Genomic DNA, 19,147 nt, shown 5'->3' with positions numbered 1-19,147 from the left:
CGTTTCAGGTGCCGCGCGGCTTGGCGCGGGTCGTAGGGTCGGCGTCGCGCGGATTTTCCGGCCAGACGTGACGGGGATATCGCCCCTTCATCTCGCTGCGTACCTCGGCCCACGACCCGTCCCAGAACGCCGGCAAGTCCTTGGTAATCTGAATGGGCCGGTGCGCCGGAGAGGTGAGCGATAAGGTCAGCGGCGTACGATTGGGGCCAACGACCGGATGACTATCCGTGCCATAAAGTTCCTGGACGCGAACCTCCAGGCGCGGCCCGCCTTCGGCGCCGTAATCAATGCGTATGTTGGAACCGGTCGGCATGCGCCAGGTTTCCGGTGCCAACCGGTCGAGCGCGCGCTGCTGGTCGTAATCGAGCAGATTATGCAACGCTTGCGATACAATACCGCCACCCAGCGACAACATGGATTTACCGGCGGCGTAGGGCCCCAGCCAATCCTCAAGGGTTGCCAAGAGAGCCGCATCCGACAGATCGGGCCAGGTCTCGTCTTGTGCGCGCAGGAAGGCGACACGCGCGCGAAAGGCCTCGACGCTTTCCGGTAAATTCAAGGCTTTCAAACCTTTGTGCTGAATCTCCTCGGCTTCAGCGCGAAGAAGTAATTCCGCCGGTATCTTTTCGAGCGGCTTGCTGGACAACACAATGCCACCTAGCCGTGTCTGGTCGAACGCGCGGAACTTTCCATTGTTACGCTCCAGAACCGTTTCCTGCTCCAACCGATCGGCGAACAGGCTGAAAATTTCCGCCTCCGTCAAGGGCGCGGCCAGCAATATGCGATCGCGATTGGCACCGCCCCCAAGGTCACCAACCGCAAGGAAGGACTCACGCGCCAGGCGGTCATGCGCATCGACATAGACGCCGCGACCGTTTGCCATGACAAACTCACCGGGCTTGCCGCGGGCTTTCGCAATCCGTTCTGGAAAACATTCAGCTAACAAATGGTGGGAAAAACGCGTTCCACTGGCTTGTTTTGCCTGATTTTTTACAAGATCCTGGGCCTGACGCGCCCACCCTTGCGCCAAGGTGCGCGCCTGCACAATTTTCGGCGATCGGTCACGCGCCAGCGCCTCCAGACGCGTATCCAGATCGGTCGATTTGCCCCCCAAGCCATTTTCCGACAGCAGGACAGCCAGGTTCGCCCCCTGCTCCGCCGCGCCATATGACGCCGCCGTTATCAGCATGTGCGCCAAACGTGGCGCCATGGGCAATTGCGCGATGGCCTTACCGTGGCCGGTCAGCTCGCCGTTTGCGTCCACCGCACCGAGTGCCCGCAGCAACCTTACCGCTTCATCCATCGCGGCCTTCGGTGGGTGATCAAGCAACGCCAAGCCATCCGTCGATTTGGCGCCCCACAGCCTCAGACTAAGCGCCAGTTGCGACAGATCGGTTTCAAGGATTTCCGGCTTAGCGAATGGAATCAGGGACCGATCCTGCTCGGCATCCCATAGACGGTAAGCATCGCCGGCCTGAGTCCGTCCGGCCCGGCCGCGCCGCTGATCGGCAGAAGCTCTCGACACACGCTCAGTGACGAAACGCGTCACACCGCGCGCCGCATCGAACCGGCCGAGTCGGGACAGGCCGCAATCGACAACCATTGATACGCGGTCCAGTGTCAGCGACGTTTCCGCTATGGCTGTGGCCAGGACAATCTTGGGACGCCCCGGCGCATTGCGAGCCAGGGTATGGGCCTGATCCTTGAAATCCATCGCGCCATAGAGCTTGCAGACGTCGATATGCGGCGGCACACCCTTTTCATCCAGAAAGCGGGCAACGCGGTGGATTTCACCCTGCCCCGGCAAAAACACGAGCATGGTCTCCGCGTTTTCCGGCGTAAGCTTGGTCGACAGACGCGCGACGTGGCGTGCCATGTCCTGCTCCATCAGCAATGATTGATCGCGGCCCAGATAGTGGGTGTCGATGGGAAAGCTTCGCCCTAAAGATTCAAACCGGCCCGCGCCTTCGAGCAATCCCAGCACCCGATCGCCATCCAGTGTAGCGGACATGACCAGAAGCCGCAGATCGTCCCTTAGTACGCCTTGCGCGTCACGAGCAAACGCCAACCCCAGGTCGGCATCGAGACTGCGCTCGTGAAATTCGTCGAAAATGACGCACCCCACACCTTCCAATGACGGATCATCGAGAATACGGCGTGAGAAAATCCCTTCGGTGACGACTTCAATCCGGGTCTTGGCGGACATCTTGCTGTCACCGCGCACGCGAAAGCCGACCGTTTGCCCGACCGGCTCGCCCAAGGTCTCGGCCATGCGAGCAGCGGCTGCCCGAGCAGCCAGACGACGCGGTTCAAGCAGGACGATATTCTGCCCCGCAAGCCAAGGGGCGCTCAGCAGGGCCAACGGAATACCGGTCGTCTTCCCCGCCCCCGGTGGCGCAATAACCAGGGCCGTGGTGTTCTGCGTCAGCCACGATTTCAGCGGCGTATAGATTTCCTCGACGGGCAACATCGAGCCTAGGTAGCAGAACCTAGATTGAACTCAAGTCCGACCCGTCGATGTTTCATGCCAGCCACAGCCTTCTCCCATATTTATTAACCCGTTGCCAAAGTGACAATATGACGATAGCGTGACCGTCAGGGGCCGGACCAAGGCCTGTCAAGCGCTGTGTCTGTAAGGCGGACGCATCAATAACAAAAAATTTGCGAGGGGTCTGATGGCCAATATTTTCAATCGACTTGGTCTAAAAAAGTCGATTCTCAAAATCCAGACAGAGGCAGCAAAAAGTCCGCTCAAGCGCACGCTTGGGCCGATTAATCTCATGTCGCTGGGTGTCGGCGCCATTATTGGCGCCGGCATTTTTGTTTTGACCGGTCAGGTCGCGTCGGCCAATGCCGGTCCGGCCATCATGATCTCCTTTGTCGTGGCTGGTATCGCCTGCGCTCTGGCGGGTCTTTGTTATGCTGAACTGTCGTCGACCATGCCTGTTTCAGGTTCGGCCTATACCTACGCCTACGGCACGCTCGGCGAATACGCCGCGTGGATCATGGGCTGGCTGCTGGTGCTGGAATACGGTATCGCCGCCTCGACCGTCGCGGTCGGCTGGTCCGGCTATGTCGTCAGCCTGCTCGGTGATTTCGGCGTCCATTTCCCGGCGATTGCCGGGGCACCCGGCGGAGACCATGCGGCCGTCATGTGGGCTACGCCGTTGGTTCAGGCCACCTCCGATGCCGCCGGCCACACCACCATGTCTATGACCGGCACGTTCAACCTCGTCGCCGCCATCGGGATTGCGTTGGTCACAGCCCTGCTTGTGCTGGGCGTCAGCGAATCCGCCAATGTCAACAATGCCATTGTGATCCTGAAAATTATCGTTCTGATTACCTTTATCGCCGTCGGTATCTCCTACATCAATCCAGCCAACTGGCACCCCTTCATCCCGAAAGCGACCGGCAATCCCGGTGAATTCGGTGTCGGCGGTATTTTCCGTGGCGCGGCCATTATCTTCTTTGCCTATGTCGGTTTCGAAGCCGTCTCCACCGCCGCCGCCGAAGCCAAGAACCCGAAGCGTGATGTGCCCATTGGTATCCTGGGCGCGCTGATCATCTGCACCATCATCTACATGGCCGTCGCCGCCGTCATGACTGGCGTGGTGCCTTACCTTCAACTGGCCAGCCCGGCCCCTATCGCCGTCGCTATCGATCGCATGGCCCTGACCTGGGCCAACTTCCCGTGGCCTTACGTCGAAAGTGGCCAAATGAACGCCATCAGCTTGCTGATCAAGGTCGGCGCCGTCGCCGGGCTCAGCTCGGTCATGCTGGTGCTGTGTTTCGGCCAGACGCGTATCTTCTACACCATGGCGCGTGATGGCCTTCTGCCCGCGGTTTTCTCCAAGATCCACCGTAAGTTCCGCACCCCGTGGCTCGGCACCATCCTGCTCGGCATCATGATCGCCGTTGCTGCGTCGTTCCTGCCGATTTCTCTGCTCGGCGACCTGGTCAGCCTGGGCACGGCGGTCGCCTTCTCGATCGTCTGCCTGTCGGTCATCTACCTGCGCGTCAAGCATCCGGAAATGGAGCGCCCGTTCAAGGTACCCGGCGGCATTGTCACCGCCGTGCTCGGTATCTTGGCCTGCCTGTTCCTTGCCTATCAAAACTTCTCGCCCATGATCGATCATTATAAGCGGGGGAATACTCTGCCGCTGACCATTCTGATCTGCTACGCGCTGGTGGGTCTGCTGATCTATGCTGGCTACGGCTTCTGGCATTCCAAACTGGCCAAGGGCATAGACATCTCCGAAGACGACGAACTGGAAACCGTTGCCGAGGCTCTGGCCCACGGCGTGGACGACGTAAAGAAATAGTCGTTGTCATGTGACAAAGCGGGCTCCGGCGCTTATATGTGCCGGAGCTCTTTTTGTTATGAGCGCCCTATTTATTATGAGCCCGCATGTCTGAAACGCCCCCAATCCGTCTGTTCGTCGCTCCCGTCACCCCGCTTCAGCAAAACTGCACGGTGGTGTGGTGCACGAAGACAAACAAAGCCGCCATTATCGATCCCGGTGGCGACCTGGACCCGATTCTGGAGGAAATACAGCGTCGCGGTCTGACGGTCGAAAAAATCTGGATAACGCACGGCCATGCCGACCATGCCGGCGGCGCGGCCGAACTCAAAGAGCGGACCGGTGCGCCGATAGAAGGGCCACATGAGGACGACCAATTCTGGATCGATACCATTCCGTCGATGGGGCAGCGCTACGGCATTGCGGACATGCGCAGTTTTACCACAGATCGCTGGCTGACAGATGGGGATACGGTTAGGTTGGGCGAAACCACCTGGGACGTTATTCATTGCCCTGGTCATACGCCTGGGCATGTCGTCTTTTACCACGCCCCGTCACAATTCGCCCAAGTCGGCGACGTGCTGTTCAAAGGATCGATCGGGCGCACGGATTTCCCACGCGGCAATCATGCCGATCTTATCAATGCGATTACGAAAAAGCTGTGGCCACTGGGCGATGTGCGCTTCGTGCCGGGCCATGGCCCGATGTCGAGTTTCAACCTCGAACGTCAAACCAATCCGTTCGTGGCCGACAGCGTGGTCGGCAATGCCGGGCCCAATACGCATGGGCCCGGCTGATTTTCGACGCTTCTAGCCGGTGAGCAGGCTTAACCTTTAAGCAGGGGCGCCAGTTTCTGGGCGACGCTCATATCGCCCTGGATTTTCATCTTGCCCATCATGAAGGCCATCATGGGATCAAGGCTGCCAGCCGCCATGGCTTTCAGGTCATCGATGGAAATCTGGATGGTGGTGTCGGCCTCGCCGTCATCATTGCTGACCACGTTCGGAACGGTAGCCGCATTGATCAGAATCTTGCCGGCATCGCCGAAGTCGACCTTGATGATTTTGCCGAGGCCGGAATTTTCACCAACGGCGCCGGCAATTTTCTGGGTAATGGTTTCGAGATCGGACATGTTCGCCTCCGCTTTTGTGCTACAGGGTTGCGGCCGACCTTAACGTAAGTTGCGGCGCGAACAAGATAGACCTTGGGTCAAGTTGAGAGAAATATTTGCGAATGACCGAAGTCAGGTTCGATGTCGTCATATTGGGCGCAGGTGCAGCAGGGCTGATGTGCGCCATAGAGGCCGCCCGTCGTGGACGGCGGGTGATCGTGTTGGATCACGCGCGTAAACCGGCCGAGAAAATCCGGATATCGGGCGGCGGCAAATGCAATTTCACCCATTTGCAGGCCACCTCTAAAAACTTCCTGTCGCAAAACCCACACTTTTGCATCTCGGCATTGAAACGCTTTACGCCGTGGGATTTCCTTGACCGCGTCATCGCGCGCGGTATCCCGTATTTCGAGAAAACCGAGGGGCAATTGTTTTGCGAAACGTCTGCGGGCGATATCATCGACATGTTGCTCGATGACATGACCCAAGCCGGCGCGGAGCTGCATCCGGGCATCGATATTACTGGCGTCATCCGTCGAGACGATGGGTTTGAAATCGCGACCTCGCAAGGTCAGTTACGGTGCGACAAGTTGGTGGTGGCTACCGGCGGATTGTCGATCCCGAAAATGGGCGCAACGGGTCTGGCGTACGATATCGCCCGCCAGTTCGGTCACGACATCACCGATACCCGTGCCGGGCTTGTGCCCTTCACCTTCGGCGGCGACCGCCTAGCCGCCATAGACGGGTTGTCCGGCGTATCGCTGATCGCGCGGGTTAGCTGTGGCAAGACGCGCTTTACCGATGGCTTCCTGTTTACGCACCGCGGCCTGTCAGGACCGGCAGTGCTGCAGATTTCAAGCTACTGGAAGCCGGGACAATCGGTAGAAGTCGATCTGTTGCCGGGAACAAATATGTTCGAAGCCTTGCAGACGCATCGCAAAGACCGCCCGAAGCAAACACTTGGCAATGCGTTTGCGGAGTATCTGCCGCGGCGCCTGTCCGATCGGATTCTGGACTGGCACGCCCTGTCACCGGAGGTGCGCATGGCCGACCTTGGTAAGGCCGTGATGCAGACCCTGGCTGACGCCGTCAATCGCTGGTCCTTCATTCCCGACGGCACGGAAGGCTTCCGCACGGCCGAAGTCACCTTGGGCGGTATCGACACACGCACCCTTTCGTCTCAGACCATGGAAAGCCAGCTTCAGCCGGGTCTGTACTTCGTCGGCGAATGTGTCGATGTGACAGGATGGCTTGGCGGTTACAATTTCCAATGGGCGTGGTCATCGGGTTGGGCGGCCGGCCAGGCGGTTTAACGCGACAGGGCCGAAGCTGCCAAGGCCATCATAAGGACGCCGGCGCTGCTGCCACCGTAGATGGCGGTATAGATCATCAATTGCTGACGCCTCCGATCGGCTTCCAGCTTACGAGGGTCTGACTTACGTCCCCATGTGCGCAGTTTCATGTCTCCTCCAGGTAAAACAGGTCCTCAACCTTAACCTCCAGCACCCGAGCCAAAGACAAGGCGAGTAGCGTGGATGGGATAAAGACCTCGTTCTCAATGGTATTTATTGTCTTGCGCGACACCTGCGCCATAACTGCCAAATCGGCTTGGGTCAGGTTGCGTGCGGACCTGTGTTCTTTTAAGCGGTTTTTCAGAACGCTCATCGATCAACTACGATAGAGCGCGGCATAGGTCAGCGACGGAGCAGCGACACCAAGCGACAGCAGGATTGGCGCTATGGCGCGGATATCGACGTCGGTCAAAAACGTAGAGGCGTAGACAAGCGCTAAGGCAATCAACAGGACCCAATAGCCAATTTGGAAGACCTTTTTGGTCAACTCAGCGGTACGCTCATCATCCAGCAGCGCGCTGAGTTGGCGGTTCTTGGTTGTGCGACGCATCAGCCACAGACTCGCCAACAGGCTAACCATCCATAACGGCCAGCACAGATTTTGTACCACCATTAGAACGAGCGGATCGATGCTAAGGCCTTGGACATAGCCTAGCCCGCGCGACCCAATCCACCCGATATAACCGACAGCCTGGCCTATCAACAGCAAGCGGCGTAGACCGCCCATATGTTCGGCCTGTTTGATAAGGCGTTCATTTTCTGACATGGCACCCTCCGTGTAACCTATAGGTTATAGGTAACTTATAGGTTACACGGAGTCAAGCGGTCAGGGATAATAAACGTCTGTCAACTCCGACACCTGCTCGTCCGTAAACAGGTTGTCCAGTGACCGGGGTTCAGCAACCGGATGCCCAGAATGCGCCGACCGGAACTGCACCGAGGCTTCGTAAGCAGACTTCCGCAACCGCATGATCGAGCCCAAGGGACGATGCGCCGCAAGTCCATGCCACGGCGAAAACGACATGCCGTGGTCTACGGCCTGGGATCGTTCTTCGCTCCAGGCCGTCTGAGACTTCACGCGTAGCCTGGCGACCGTGACATAGGGGCTTTGGTCTTCCGGCCATACCTTCGCCGCGTCTTCGACCGGCATGGTGTCGAGATTGGTACAGAGTTGAACCCGTACCTCCCATTCACCGCCATACAGCGCGAAATGTTCGATCATGGCATCACGGATGGGCGTCTGGCCATGGGTAATATCGATCGGCTGATCGGCCAGCATGGTCAGGTTTTCCGATACCGGCACGACCTGAAGCTTGGCAATGTACCGGCCATAAAGGATCGGCACGCCAGTGTAGTAGGTTTCGCCGGCCGGGTGGCTGGCGGGTTCTCCGCCGAGGCCGCGAACCAAGGCACTCTTGCCACCGAACGTCTCGATGACTTTTTCAGTGCCGCGCATAACGGCGGACAACGCTACTTTGGCACCTTCGGCCTTGTCCGTCGTAGCCGCCAGCAATTTCAGGCTATTGAGGAATGATTTGGCATTGGATGTCTGGAATGCCGGGCCGTTGACCATGACAAAATCCTGCGTCATATCGCCTTCGGAACCAGGAAGGCGTGCCCCATCGACCCCCACCACCTTGATGGCCAGGCCACGCGGGGTTGACACGCTGTCGGGCAGAATGTCGCCGGGTGTCGTCGAAAACCGCATCATTACCGGATAGGTTCCTGCATGACCGAAAAGTCCCTGCGCGAGATGCGGCGGTAGATCGGTGGCGACCTCAAGCTCACCCACCAGCAAGGCGTGGCTCTTGGCATGAACGCTGCGCAGGCCATGAAACCCGTCGGCCTCAGTCCGTTTGCTGATCTTCAGTAAGGTATCGGCAAGCTGGGCGTTGATCTCCGCTTCGTCCTCGATGCTGTGTTCCATATCGGGTGTGTAGATAACCGGGTCCATGCTGTGTTCCTATTCACGGCGGCTGCCCGCAAGTGGGCAGCAGCTCATTCCGGCGGAACCTGCCGCCTGTCGTGAACCGGTAAGGTGGCGCTACTCGGCGTAAAAAATCGATCCGGTCCGCGCTTTAATTTGCCAGGGGAACCGCGTCGCGCCAGTGCACGCGCTTTTGTGCCAAGGCCCAATCTTTACCGTTCGCGTATTCGTCGCAAAAGGCTGCGACAAGGTCCGCCGTCATTCGTAGCCCGGCGGCGGGAATATAATAGCCGAAACCACTGGCCCGGGTTTTGAGTGGCACCTGCTCGGCCAGAAGCGCAGCATCGAGAAAATTCAAATGGCGAAAGCCTTGGATTTGCAGGGCGAGCGGCGCAGATGATTTCGCTTTCACCCGACGCCAGGCCTCAGCCCGGCGGGCAACACTGGACGCCGCTTCGTCCGGGGCGTAACTGAGCATATACAGCATAGGGACGGTGGGCCGGGCTGATGCGGCCTCATCCGCATAATCCCCGTCGAGATTGACCGCGCCCTTTACCGTCGAGTCGGCGCTTGCCGCCAGCACGGCAGCCGCACCGCCAACCGAGTGCCCCATAAGGACAACCTTTTGAGAATCGATGGCCGTATTTAGCCAATCCAGACGGTCGGCGGCGACACTGGCTGCAAGCGCCCGGCCTTCCGTAAGCGCTCGCGCCGTGGCAGTGTAAGGCGGTGTCTGGCTTTCCGGCAGCCTCTCCAGCGCCACAATAACGTAGCCGCGGCTCGCAATATCCTCCAGTACCGCGCGATAGTCCTGAGCCATCATATGCCAACCGGGTGCGAACACGATCACCGGCCGCGCACCCGTCGCGGGACGCGCATTGGCCACAGCGAACCCTTTGCCCGCTTCCAATGCCTGCGAGACCAATGACCCGAACCGGCGCTTCAAGTCAGCGGCGTAGTCCTTAGGCAGGGCTGGTGCCGCTTGCGCGGTGAGATTCATTTCCGCTGGATAGTAAATCAACCAACGGCCATCGCGTTCAACGACACCAACACCAAACGGCCCTGAAGGGCGGGGTGTTTCCAGTCCCTCAGCCACGGCGTGCTCAGCCGCTGGCGCCGTCTCCGGTCTGCAACCGGCGAGGCCCAGGCAGGCGGCAGCGAGAGCAAATGCGAATCTGTAACACCGTAGCCTTGTCATGCGCCGAAGCTATAAAGAGCGGTTGGTCGTGACCAGTTAACAATTGGACAGATTTCAGACATGAAAAAAGCCCCCGCACCTAAGGCACGGGGGCTTTATCATTGGTGTCTCTGAAGACGGCTTATTCGCCGGCGTCCACAGGTCCTTCAAGCAGCACTTCAGCGGGCAGAGGCTCCATGGCCTCTTCGCGCTGATGCGACAGTTGCTCGTCGCGCTTCATGGCGACGCGCTGGAGTTGACGCAGATAGGCGCCGGTACCGGCCGGGATCAGACGACCGACGATGACGTTTTCCTTCAGGCCGTCCAGGGTATCGATCTTGCCCTGAACCGAGGCTTCGGTCAGAACGCGGGTCGTTTCCTGGAAGGATGCGGCCGAAATGAACGACTTGGTCTGCAGCGAGGCCTTTGTGATACCCAGCAGGATGGGCTGGGTCAGGGTTGGCCGACCGCCACGCTTTTCAGCCTTGGCGTTTTCGATATCGACTTCCGCCTTATCGAGATGGTCGCCCTTGATGAGGCCCGTATCGCCAGCATCGAGGATTTCGACCTTCTGCAGCATCTGACGCACGATGACTTCGATGTGCTTGTCGTTGATCGGCACGCCTTGCAAGCGATAGACTTCCTGCACTTCGTTGACCAGATATTCGGCCAGCGCCTCAACGCCCTGAATGCGCAGCAGATCGTGCGGATCGGGGTTGCCATCGATGATGTAGTCGCCCTTCTGGATAAAATCGCCGTCATGGACGGAGATATGCTTGCCCTTCGGGATCAGGAATTCGACGGCTTCGCCCTCGCCCTCCGGCGTGATCTTGATGCGGCGCTTGTTCTTGTAGTCGCGACCAAATTCAACGCGGCCATCCATTTCGGCGATGACAGCGCAATCCTTCGGACGGCGGGCTTCGAAGAGTTCGGCGACGCGCGGCAGACCACCGGTGATGTCACGGGTCTTGGCGCCTTCGGTTGGGATACGGGCGACGATGTCACCCGGCTTGACCTCGTCACCATTACCGACGGAGAGAATGGCTCCGACCGGCAGATGATAACGGGCGTCACCGCCGTTGGTCAGCTTCTTGTACGCACCGGCATCATCGGTGATACCCATGCTCGGACGCAATTCAGCGCCCTTGGACGCGCGGTAATCGACCACGACACGGTTCGAGATACCGGTCGCTTCGTCGGTTTCCTCACGCACCGTCTGACCTTCGTTCAGGTCTTCGTAGCGAACCTTACCGCCGACTTCCGTGATAATCGGCGTGGTATACGGATCCCATTCCACCAGACGCTGGCCCTTCTTGACCGTCGCGCCTGCGGTGACGCGCAGGCGTGAGCCGTACGGCACCTTGTAGGTTTCGCGATCCTTGCCATCGTGATGGATGGTGATGATCAGGTTACGCGACATGGAGATCAGATCGCCATGCGAGCCCTTGACCGTCGGAGCCGTCGACAACTTGACCACGCCATCCGACGTCGTTTCGTAGAACGACTGTTCGGCGACCTGGGCGGTACCGCCGATGTGGAAGGTACGCATGGTCAGCTGAGTGCCGGGTTCACCGATCGACTGAGCCGCGATGACACCAACCGCTTCACCCATATTGACACGGGTGCCGCGGGCCAGGTCACGACCATAACAGGCCGCACAGGCGCCCAGCTCGGCTTCACAGGTCAGGACGGAGCGTACCTTGACCGATTGCACGCCGGCGGCGTCGATGAGGTCCACCACATTTTCGTCGATATAGGTGTCGGCTTCGATCACGACTTCCTGGGTCGCCACGTCCTTGATGTCCTCAGCCGTGGTACGGCCCAGAACACGTTGGCCGAGCGAGACCAGCACGTCACCGCCTTCAACAACCGCCTTGAGCGTAATGCCCTTGGTGGTGCCGCAGTCGGTTTCCATGATGATACAATCCTGAGCGACGTCGACCAGACGACGGGTCAGGTAGCCGGAGTTGGCGGTCTTCAGCGCGGTATCCGCGAGGCCCTTACGAGCGCCGTGGGTCGAGTTGAAGTATTCCAGAACCGACAAGCCTTCCTTGAAGTTCGAGATGATCGGCGTTTCGATGATGGAGCCGTCGGGCTTGGCCATCAGGCCGCGCATACCGCCGAGCTGCTTCATCTGGGCCTGCGAACCCCGGGCGCCGGAGTTGGCCATCATGTAGATCGAGTTGATCTCCTTTTCGCGGCCATCGGCGTCCGTATGTTTGCGGCTGATTTCCTTCATCATTTCGTCCGACACGCGGTCGGTCGCCTTGGACCAGGCATCAACCACCTTATTGTACTTTTCACCCTTGGTGATCAGACCGTCGGCGTATTGCTGCTCGTATTCCTCAACCAGATGGCGGGTCTCATCGACGATGCCCTTCTTGGTGTCGGGGATAACGATGTCGTCCTTGCCGAAGGAGATACCGGCGCGGGCGGCTTCCTTGAAGCCCAGCGCCATCATCTGGTCGGCGAAGATCACCGTCGCCTTCTGACCGCAGTGGCGGTAGACGATGTCGATGAGGTTGCCGATTTCCTTCTTGGTCAGGGTCTTGTCCAGAACCTTAAGGCCGATGTTTTCGTTATGCGGCAGCAAGGCGGCGATCTTCATGCGGCCCGGGGTCGTGTCAACGACCTTGGTGCGCACAACGCCATCGGCGTCCTTCTGGGTGAAGCGGCACTTGATCTTAGCGTGCATGGACACGGCCTTCGAGTCCAGCGCCTGCTGGATTTCGTTGAGATCGCAGAAGATCATGCCTTCGCCGATTTCGCCGTCCTTCACCAGAGAGAGGTAGTAGAGGCCGAGGACGATATCTTGCGACGGGACAATGATCGGGCGACCGTTGGCGGGCGACAGGATGTTGTTGGTCGACATCATCAGGACGCGCGCTTCAAGCTGAGCTTCGAGCGACAGCGGCACGTGGACGGCCATCTGGTCACCGTCGAAGTCGGCGTTGAAGGCCGAACAGACGAGCGGATGCAACTGGATGGCCTTGCCTTCGATCAGCTTGGGCTCGAACGCCTGAATGCCGAGACGGTGAAGGGTCGGAGCGCGGTTAAGCATGACCGGGTGTTCGCGGATGACCTCTTCGAGGATATCCCACACTTGCGGCTGCTCACGCTCGACCATGCGCTTGGATTGCTTGACCGTACCGGACAGACCCTTGGCATCGAGACGGGCGTAGATGAATGGCTTGAACAGTTCCAGAGCCATCTTCTTCGGAATGCCGCACTCGTGCAGCTTCAGTTCCGGACCGACGGTGATAACCGAACGACCGGAATAGTCGACGCGCTTGCCAAGCAGGTTCTGACGGAAGCGGCCTTGCTTGCCCTTCAGCATATCGGCCAGCGACTTCAGCGGACGTTTATTGGCGCCGGTGATGACGCGACCACGGCGACCGTTATCGAACAGGGCGTCAACCGATTCCTGCAACATGCGCTTTTCGTTGCGGATGATGATGTCCGGCGCGCGCAGTTCCATCAGGCGCTTCAAACGGTTGTTCCGGTTGATGACGCGGCGATAGAGGTCGTTGAGGTCGGACGTGGCGAAGCGACCGCCATCGAGCGGAACCAGAGGACGCAGTTCAGGCGGAATGACCGGCACAACCGTCAAGATCATCCATTCCGGGCGGTTGCCGGATTCCATGAAGTTTTCGATCAGCTTCAGGCGCTTGGAGAGCTTCTTGCCCTTCATTTCCGAGGTGTTGTCGACCAGATCACTGCGGATCTTCTCGGCAATCTCGGCGAGGTTCATGGCGATGAGCATGTTGCGCACGGCTTCGGCGCCGATTTCAGCGGTAAAGCTGTCATCGCCGAATTCTTCCTGGCAACGGTAATATTCGTCTTCCGACAGCAACTGGTGCTGCTTCAGCGAGGTCAGGCCGGGCTCGGTGACGATGTAGTTTTCAAAGTACAGAACGCGCTCGACGTCCTTCAAGGCCATGTCGAGGATCATGGCGATACGCGACGGAAGCGACTTCAGGAACCAGATGTGAGCGACCGGCGAGGCCAGCTCGATATGACCCATGCGCTCACGGCGAACGCGCGACAACGTCACTTCGACGCCGCACTTTTCGCAGATGATGCCCTTGTACTTCATGCGCTTGTACTTGCCGCACAGGCATTCGTAATCCTTGGTCGGGCCAAAGATACGGGCGCAGAACAGGCCGTCACGTTCCGGCTTGAAGGTACGATAGTTGATGGTTTCCGGCTTCTTGATCTCGCCGAACGACCACGACAGGATCTTTTCCGGCGACGCCAGGGTGATGCGGATCTGGTCGAAGGTCGGGGCGACCTGGACCGGGTTGAAGATATTCAGGACTTCCTGGTTCATTCCAGTGACTCCAATTTGGGCGAGGCCCGTAAAAAATTCAATGCGGTTAAGGGATCAGGGGAGGATTTGCGCCCTCCCCGGCTCGCTTAGCCCTGCCCGTTTTCCAGCTCGACATTCAGACCCAAGGAACGCATTTCCTTGATCAAAACGTTGAAGCTTTCCGGGATACCGGCTTCGAAGCTGTCGTCGCCGCGGACGATCGCTTCGTAAACCTTGGTGCGGCCCGCCACGTCGTCCGACTTGACGGTGAGCATTTCCTGCAGCGTGTAGGCGGCGCCATACGCTTCCAGAGCCCAGACTTCCATTTCCCCGAAGCGCTGACCACCAAACTGCGCCTTGCCGCCCAGCGGTTGCTGGGTAACGAGCGAGTATGGCCCGATGGAGCGGGCGTGGATCTTGTCGTCGACCAAGTGGTGGAGCTTCAGCATGTAGATGATGCCCACGGTGACCGGACGCTTGAACTGCTCACCCGTCTGACCATCGAACAGGATCGATTGGCCCGAACGATCGAGACCGGCAAACTCAAGCATGTCTTCGATGTCGCTGATATGCGCACCGTCGAATACCGGGGTCGCGATCGGCACGCCGCGCGACAGGTTCCGGGCCAGGTCCATCAGTTCTTCATCCGTCTCCGGAAGCTCCTGATCCTTGCCATAGACGCCTTGCAGATGGTCGATCAGTGCCTGCTTCTGACCGCCATGTTGCCAGTCTTCCAGCAACGCCGCGATCTGCTTGCCGATATTGGCGCAGGCCCAACCCAGGTGGGTTTCGAAGATCTGACCGACGTTCATGCGCGAAGGCACGCCCAGCGGGTTCAGAACGATGTCGACGTGTTCGCCATCGGCCAGGAACGGCATGTCTTCGACCGGGAGAATCTTGGAGATAACCCCCTTGTTGCCGTGACGGCCGGCCATCTTGTCGCCCGGTTGCAGCTTGCGCTTCACCGCCACGAACACCTTGACCATCTTCATGACGCCCGGGGGCAGTTCATCACCGCGTTGCAGCTTTTCGACCTTGTCCTCGAAACGGCGGTCCAGACGCTTGCGGGCGTCTTCGAACTGGCGCTTCATGGCTTCCTGTTCGGCCATGATCTTTTCGTCTTCGAGGGCAACCTGCCACCACAGGCCCTTGGAGACCTCGGCCAGCTTTTCCTCGGTGACTTCGCCACGGCCCATGCCCTTCGGACCGGACACGGCGACCTTGCCGAGCAGCAGTTCCTTCAGACGACCGTAGATGTTGCGCTCCAGGATCGACAGTTCGTCGTCGCGGTCCTTGCCGAGACGTTCAATTTCGGCGCGCTCGATAGCCTGAGCGCGTTCGTCCTTTTCAACGCCGTGACGGTTAAAGACACGGACTTCGACGATTGTACCGGCAACGCCCGGCGGCAGACGCAGCGAGGTATCGCGCACGTCGGAAGCCTTTTCGCCGAAGATGGCGCGCAGAAGCTTTTCTTCCGGCGTCATCGGGCTTTCACCCTTCGGCGTCACCTTGCCAACCAGGATATCGCCCGGCTGGACTTCGGCGCCAATGGCGACGATGCCGGCTTCGTCGAGGTTACGTAGGGCTTCTTCACCGACGTTCGGAATGTCGCGGGTGATTTCTTCAGGCCCAAGCTTGGTATCGCGGGCCATGACTTCAAACTCTTCCAGGTGGATAGAGGTGAAGATGTCATCGCGAACGATACGCTCAGAAATCAGGATCGAGTCTTCGAAGTTGTACCCGTTCCACGGCATGAAGGCGACGCGAACGTTGCGGCCCAGGGCCAGATCGCCGAGGTCGGTCGACGGGCCGTCGGCGATGATGTCACCGGCAGCCACCTTGTCACCCACGCGAACGAGCGGGCGCTGGTTGATACAGGTGTTCTGGTTGGAGCGCTGGAACTTCGACAGGCGATAAATATCGACGCCCGGCTTGTTCGGATCGCTTTCTTCCGTCGCGCGGACAACGATACGCGTACCGTCGATCTGCTCGACCACGCCGGTGCGGCGGGCGGCGACCGTAGCGCCGGAATCGCGGGCAACCACTTCTTCCATGCCGGTACCGACGAAAGGCGCATCCGCCTTAACGAGCGGAACGGCCTGACGCTGCATGTTCGATCCCATCAGAGCGCGGTTGGCGTCATCGTTTTCAAGGAACGGGATGAGCGCTGCGGCGACAGAAACAACCTGCTTCGGCGACACGTCCATATAATCGACGGTCGAGGCCTGTTGCAGGCCCGGTTCACCATTGACGCGACCCTGAACCAGGTCATCAACGATGTGGCCATCCTTCATGGTGATGTTGGCCTGGGCGATGACGTGCTTGGACTCTTCCATGGCCGACATATAGACGACCTCTTCCTGAGCCTGGCCGTCCACAACCTTGCGATAAGGGCTTTCGATAAAGCCGTACTTGTTGACCCGGGCATGGGTGGCCAACGAGTTAATCAGGCCGATGTTCGGGCCTTCCGGCGTTTCAATCGGGCAGATACGGCCATAGTGGGTCGGGTGAACGTCGCGGACTTCGAAGCCTGCACGTTCGCGAGTCAGACCGCCAGGCCCAAGCGCCGAAAGGCGACGCTTGTGCGTGATTTCCGACAACGGGTTGGTTTGGTCCATGAACTGCGACAGCTGCGACGAACCAAAGAATTCGCGGACAGCGGCGGCGGCGGGCTTGGCGTTGATCAGGTCATGCGGCATGACGGTGTCGATATCGACCGACGACATACGCTCCTTGATGGCGCGCTCCATACGCAGCAGACCAACGCGGTACTGGTTTTCCAGCAATTCGCCGACCGAACGCACACGGCGGTTGCCGAGATTGTCGATATCGTCGATTTCACCGCGACCATCCCGCAGACCGACTAGGATCTTGAGGATCTTCAGGATGTCGTCCTTGCGCAGAACGCGCTCAGTGTCAGCGACTTCCTGTTCCAGGCGCATGTTCATCTTGACGCGGCCAACGCTCGACAGGTCGTAGCGCTCCAGCTCGAAGAACAACGAGTTGAACATGGCGTCTGCGGCTTCGATCGTGGGCGGCTCGCCCGGACGCATAACGCGATAGATGTCGAACAGAGCGTCTTCGCGCGAGTTGTTCTTGTCGACGCGCAGGGTTGAACGCATGTACGGTCCAACAGTCACGTGGTCGATGTCGAGCACGTCCACCGTGGTGAAGCCGTTTTCTTCCAGCGTCTTGACGGCGGCGGCATCAAGCTCGTCACCGGCTTCGGCGTAGATTTCGCCGTTCTCGTAATTGACGGCGTCGCGCGCCAGGTAACGGCCAACCAGGGCGTCCTGGCTCAGCAGCAGAGACTTGACGGTGTCAGCGAGCTTCTTGGCGGCGCGGGCGGAAATCTTGGTGCCTGCCTGAGCGACCACTTCGCCGGAATCGGCATCGATCAGGTCAAATTCCGGCTTCACACCGCGCCAGCGTTCGAACTTGTAAGGCGTGACCCAACCGGCTTCGCGCTTTTCGTACGGCACAACATCGTAGAAGGTCGTCAGGATTTCTTCGCCGTCCATGCCCAGGGCATAGAGGAACGAGGTTGCCGGCAGCTTGCGGCGACGGTCGATACGGACATAGACCATGTCCTTGGCGTCGAATTCGAAGTCGAGCCACGAACCGCGGTACGGAATGACGCGCGCGCCAAACAGCAGCTTGCCCGACGAATGGGTCTTGCCCTTGTCGTGGTCGAAGAAGACGCCCGGAGACCGGTGCATCTGCGAAACGATGACGCGCTCGGTGCCGTTGACGACAAAGGTACCCTTGTCGGTCATGAGCGGGATATCGCCCATATAGACGTCCTGCTCCTTGATGTCCTTGACGGAACGGGCGCCGGTTTCTTCGTCGGATTCAAAAACGATCAGGCGCAGCTTGACCTTCAGCGGCGCAGCATAGGTGATGTCACGCTGGATGCATTCCTCGACATCATATTTAGGCTCTTCGAACTCGTAAGAGACATATTCGAGCGTGGCGCGCTCGTTGAAGTCTTTCACCGGGAAAACGGATTTGAAAACCGCTTCCAGACCGTCATCGATGCGGTTGGCCGGACGGACATCGCGTTGCAGGAACTGCTCATACGACGAGCGCTGCACCTCGATGAGGTTGGGCATACGGATAGCTTCGGGGATGCGGCCGAAAGACTTACGAATCCGCTTCTTCTGGGTGAACGATAAGGCCATCGTTTTTCCTTGCGTTATAAACGCCTGATTGTGATCAAAATTATGCAGAGTAAACTGCGCGCGAAGGGTTGGGTTTGGGCCGGTTTTCGACCGAAAAATTTGCCTTGCGCCTGCTCTTTTATGGCTGGGTAGCCAAAGACGCTGTGTGATGATCCGTAGATTCGGATCAAACCCTTCGCCGGTAGAAAGAGCATAAGACCGGCATTCGGGCCCCAAAACAAGGCGCAATACGCCCTATGGGGGAGCGTCACATACGCCCGTTGCCGCCACATGTAAAGGGGCGACATCAATTATTTTGGTTTGTATAAAAAACAGGCCCGGAAGCGAACCTCCGGGCCTGAATTTTTTAGACGTTGGCTAAAGCCGAAATTACTTAACTTCGACCTTGGCGCCGGCGTCTTCCAGCTTCTTCTTGATGTCGGCGGCTTCTTGCTTCGAGATGTTTTCCTTAACGTTCTGCGGAGCGCCTTCGACCAGGTCCTTGGCTTCCTTCAGACCGAGGTCGGAGCGGATGCCACGGATTTCCTTGATCACGTTGATCTTCTTGTCGCCGCCGTCGGTCAGGACAACGGTGAACTCGGTTTGCTCTTCGGCGGCTTCGGCCGGAGCAGCGCCGACCGGAGCGGCAGCCGCGACGGCAACCGGAGCAGCGGCGGAAACGCCCCACTTTTCTTCGAGCAGCTTGGAGAGCTCAGCGGCTTCCAGGACGGACAGGGCGGACAGGTCTTCGACCAGCTTTTCCAACTTAGACATGTGATTTCCTTAAAAGATGAGTGTATTGAGTGAAAG

Annotated in this window: 13 protein-coding genes; 3 read left to right on the top strand and 10 right to left on the bottom strand. The window is 58.9% G+C overall.

The annotated features are described in order from the left end of the window. Nucleotides 1-4 precede the first annotated feature (4 nt). Nucleotides 5-2,470 (bottom strand): ATP-dependent helicase HrpB, encoded by a 2,466-nt coding sequence (gene hrpB, locus RCJ00_RS00155; RefSeq protein ID WP_316219571.1) that lies wholly within the window; start codon nt 2,468-2,470, stop codon nt 5-7. A gap of 205 nt (nt 2,471-2,675) precedes the next feature. Between hrpB and RCJ00_RS00150 the strand changes: the two genes are divergently transcribed. Together RCJ00_RS00150 and RCJ00_RS00145 are read left to right on the top strand one after the other, a co-directional pair. Then, on the top strand, nt 2,676-4,322 hold the full coding sequence (locus RCJ00_RS00150; RefSeq protein WP_316219570.1) for an amino acid permease: 1,647 nt from the start codon (nt 2,676-2,678) through the stop codon (nt 4,320-4,322). Between the two features lie 86 nt (nt 4,323-4,408). Next, nucleotides 4,409-5,098 carry an MBL fold metallo-hydrolase gene (locus RCJ00_RS00145; RefSeq protein ID WP_316219569.1) on the top strand — a complete coding sequence of 230 codons (690 nt, stop codon included), beginning with the start codon at nt 4,409-4,411 and terminating at the stop codon, nt 5,096-5,098. A 29-nt stretch (nt 5,099-5,127) separates the two neighbouring features. On the opposite strand, the gene RCJ00_RS00140 is transcribed toward RCJ00_RS00145, so the two are convergent. Continuing rightward, nucleotides 5,128-5,433 (bottom strand): SCP2 sterol-binding domain-containing protein, encoded by a 306-nt coding sequence (locus RCJ00_RS00140; protein ID WP_316219568.1) that lies wholly within the window; start codon nt 5,431-5,433, stop codon nt 5,128-5,130. A 101-nt stretch (nt 5,434-5,534) separates the two neighbouring features. On the opposite strand from RCJ00_RS00140, the gene RCJ00_RS00135 reads away from it, so the two are divergent. Beyond that, nucleotides 5,535-6,725, top strand: coding sequence for a BaiN/RdsA family NAD(P)/FAD-dependent oxidoreductase (locus RCJ00_RS00135; protein ID WP_316219567.1), 1,191 nt, complete (start codon nt 5,535-5,537; stop codon nt 6,723-6,725). Here the strand turns inward: RCJ00_RS00135 and RCJ00_RS00130 are convergent. From RCJ00_RS00130 to rplL, 8 genes are all read right to left on the bottom strand, one after another. Beyond that, nucleotides 6,722-6,874 carry a hypothetical protein gene (locus tag RCJ00_RS00130; RefSeq protein WP_316219566.1) on the bottom strand — a complete coding sequence of 51 codons (153 nt, stop codon included), beginning with the start codon at nt 6,872-6,874 and terminating at the stop codon, nt 6,722-6,724. The genes RCJ00_RS00135 and RCJ00_RS00130 overlap by 4 nt on opposite strands. Then, the gene (locus RCJ00_RS00125; RefSeq protein ID WP_316219565.1) at nt 6,871-7,077 is read right to left on the bottom strand and encodes a helix-turn-helix transcriptional regulator; all 207 of its coding nucleotides are present in this window, start codon (nt 7,075-7,077) and stop codon (nt 6,871-6,873) included. Before RCJ00_RS00125 ends, RCJ00_RS00130 begins: the two co-directional genes overlap by 4 nt. 3 nt (nt 7,078-7,080) lie before the next feature. Then, nucleotides 7,081-7,530, bottom strand: coding sequence for a hypothetical protein (locus RCJ00_RS00120; protein ID WP_316219564.1), 450 nt, complete (start codon nt 7,528-7,530; stop codon nt 7,081-7,083). A gap of 60 nt (nt 7,531-7,590) precedes the next feature. After that, nucleotides 7,591-8,718: a catalase family protein gene (locus RCJ00_RS00115; protein WP_316219563.1), complete on the bottom strand. Its 1,128-nt coding sequence runs from the start codon at nt 8,716-8,718 to the stop codon at nt 7,591-7,593. A 124-nt stretch (nt 8,719-8,842) separates the two neighbouring features. Beyond that, nucleotides 8,843-9,787 carry an alpha/beta fold hydrolase gene (locus RCJ00_RS00110; RefSeq protein ID WP_316219562.1) on the bottom strand — a complete coding sequence of 315 codons (945 nt, stop codon included), beginning with the start codon at nt 9,785-9,787 and terminating at the stop codon, nt 8,843-8,845. A gap of 223 nt (nt 9,788-10,010) precedes the next feature. Continuing rightward, nucleotides 10,011-14,198: a DNA-directed RNA polymerase subunit beta' gene (gene rpoC, locus RCJ00_RS00105; RefSeq protein ID WP_023459009.1), complete on the bottom strand. Its 4,188-nt coding sequence runs from the start codon at nt 14,196-14,198 to the stop codon at nt 10,011-10,013. A gap of 86 nt (nt 14,199-14,284) precedes the next feature. Further along, a complete protein-coding gene (rpoB, locus tag RCJ00_RS00100) occupies nt 14,285-18,358 on the bottom strand; it encodes a DNA-directed RNA polymerase subunit beta (RefSeq protein WP_316219561.1) in 4,074 nt (1,357 codons plus the stop codon). Between the two features lie 369 nt (nt 18,359-18,727). Beyond that, nucleotides 18,728-19,111 (bottom strand): 50S ribosomal protein L7/L12, encoded by a 384-nt coding sequence (gene rplL / locus RCJ00_RS00095; RefSeq protein ID WP_316219560.1) that lies wholly within the window; start codon nt 19,109-19,111, stop codon nt 18,728-18,730. Between the last annotated feature and the right edge of the window lie 36 nt (nt 19,112-19,147).

Source organism: Asticcacaulis aquihabitans (assembly GCF_032490435.1).
Lineage (GTDB): Bacteria > Pseudomonadota > Alphaproteobacteria > Caulobacterales > Caulobacteraceae > Asticcacaulis.
This window is presented reverse-complemented; position numbering and strand designations above follow the sequence as displayed.

Coding starts and splice junctions, on each gene's coding strand:
- hrpB (WP_316219571.1), bottom strand. CDS start 2,470: ATGTTGCCCGTCGAGGAAATCTATACGCCGCTGAAATCGTGGCTGACG.
- RCJ00_RS00150 (WP_316219570.1), top strand. CDS start 2,676: ATGGCCAATATTTTCAATCGACTTGGTCTAAAAAAGTCGATTCTCAAA.
- RCJ00_RS00145 (WP_316219569.1), top strand. CDS start 4,409: ATGTCTGAAACGCCCCCAATCCGTCTGTTCGTCGCTCCCGTCACCCCG.
- RCJ00_RS00140 (WP_316219568.1), bottom strand. CDS start 5,433: ATGTCCGATCTCGAAACCATTACCCAGAAAATTGCCGGCGCCGTTGGT.
- RCJ00_RS00135 (WP_316219567.1), top strand. CDS start 5,535: ATGACCGAAGTCAGGTTCGATGTCGTCATATTGGGCGCAGGTGCAGCA.
- RCJ00_RS00130 (WP_316219566.1), bottom strand. CDS start 6,874: ATGAAACTGCGCACATGGGGACGTAAGTCAGACCCTCGTAAGCTGGAA.
- RCJ00_RS00125 (WP_316219565.1), bottom strand. CDS start 7,077: ATGAGCGTTCTGAAAAACCGCTTAAAAGAACACAGGTCCGCACGCAAC.
- RCJ00_RS00120 (WP_316219564.1), bottom strand. CDS start 7,530: ATGTCAGAAAATGAACGCCTTATCAAACAGGCCGAACATATGGGCGGT.
- RCJ00_RS00115 (WP_316219563.1), bottom strand. CDS start 8,718: ATGGACCCGGTTATCTACACACCCGATATGGAACACAGCATCGAGGAC.
- rpoC (WP_023459009.1), bottom strand. CDS start 14,198: ATGAACCAGGAAGTCCTGAATATCTTCAACCCGGTCCAGGTCGCCCCG.
- rpoB (WP_316219561.1), bottom strand. CDS start 18,358: ATGGCCTTATCGTTCACCCAGAAGAAGCGGATTCGTAAGTCTTTCGGC.
- rplL (WP_316219560.1), bottom strand. CDS start 19,111: ATGTCTAAGTTGGAAAAGCTGGTCGAAGACCTGTCCGCCCTGTCCGTC.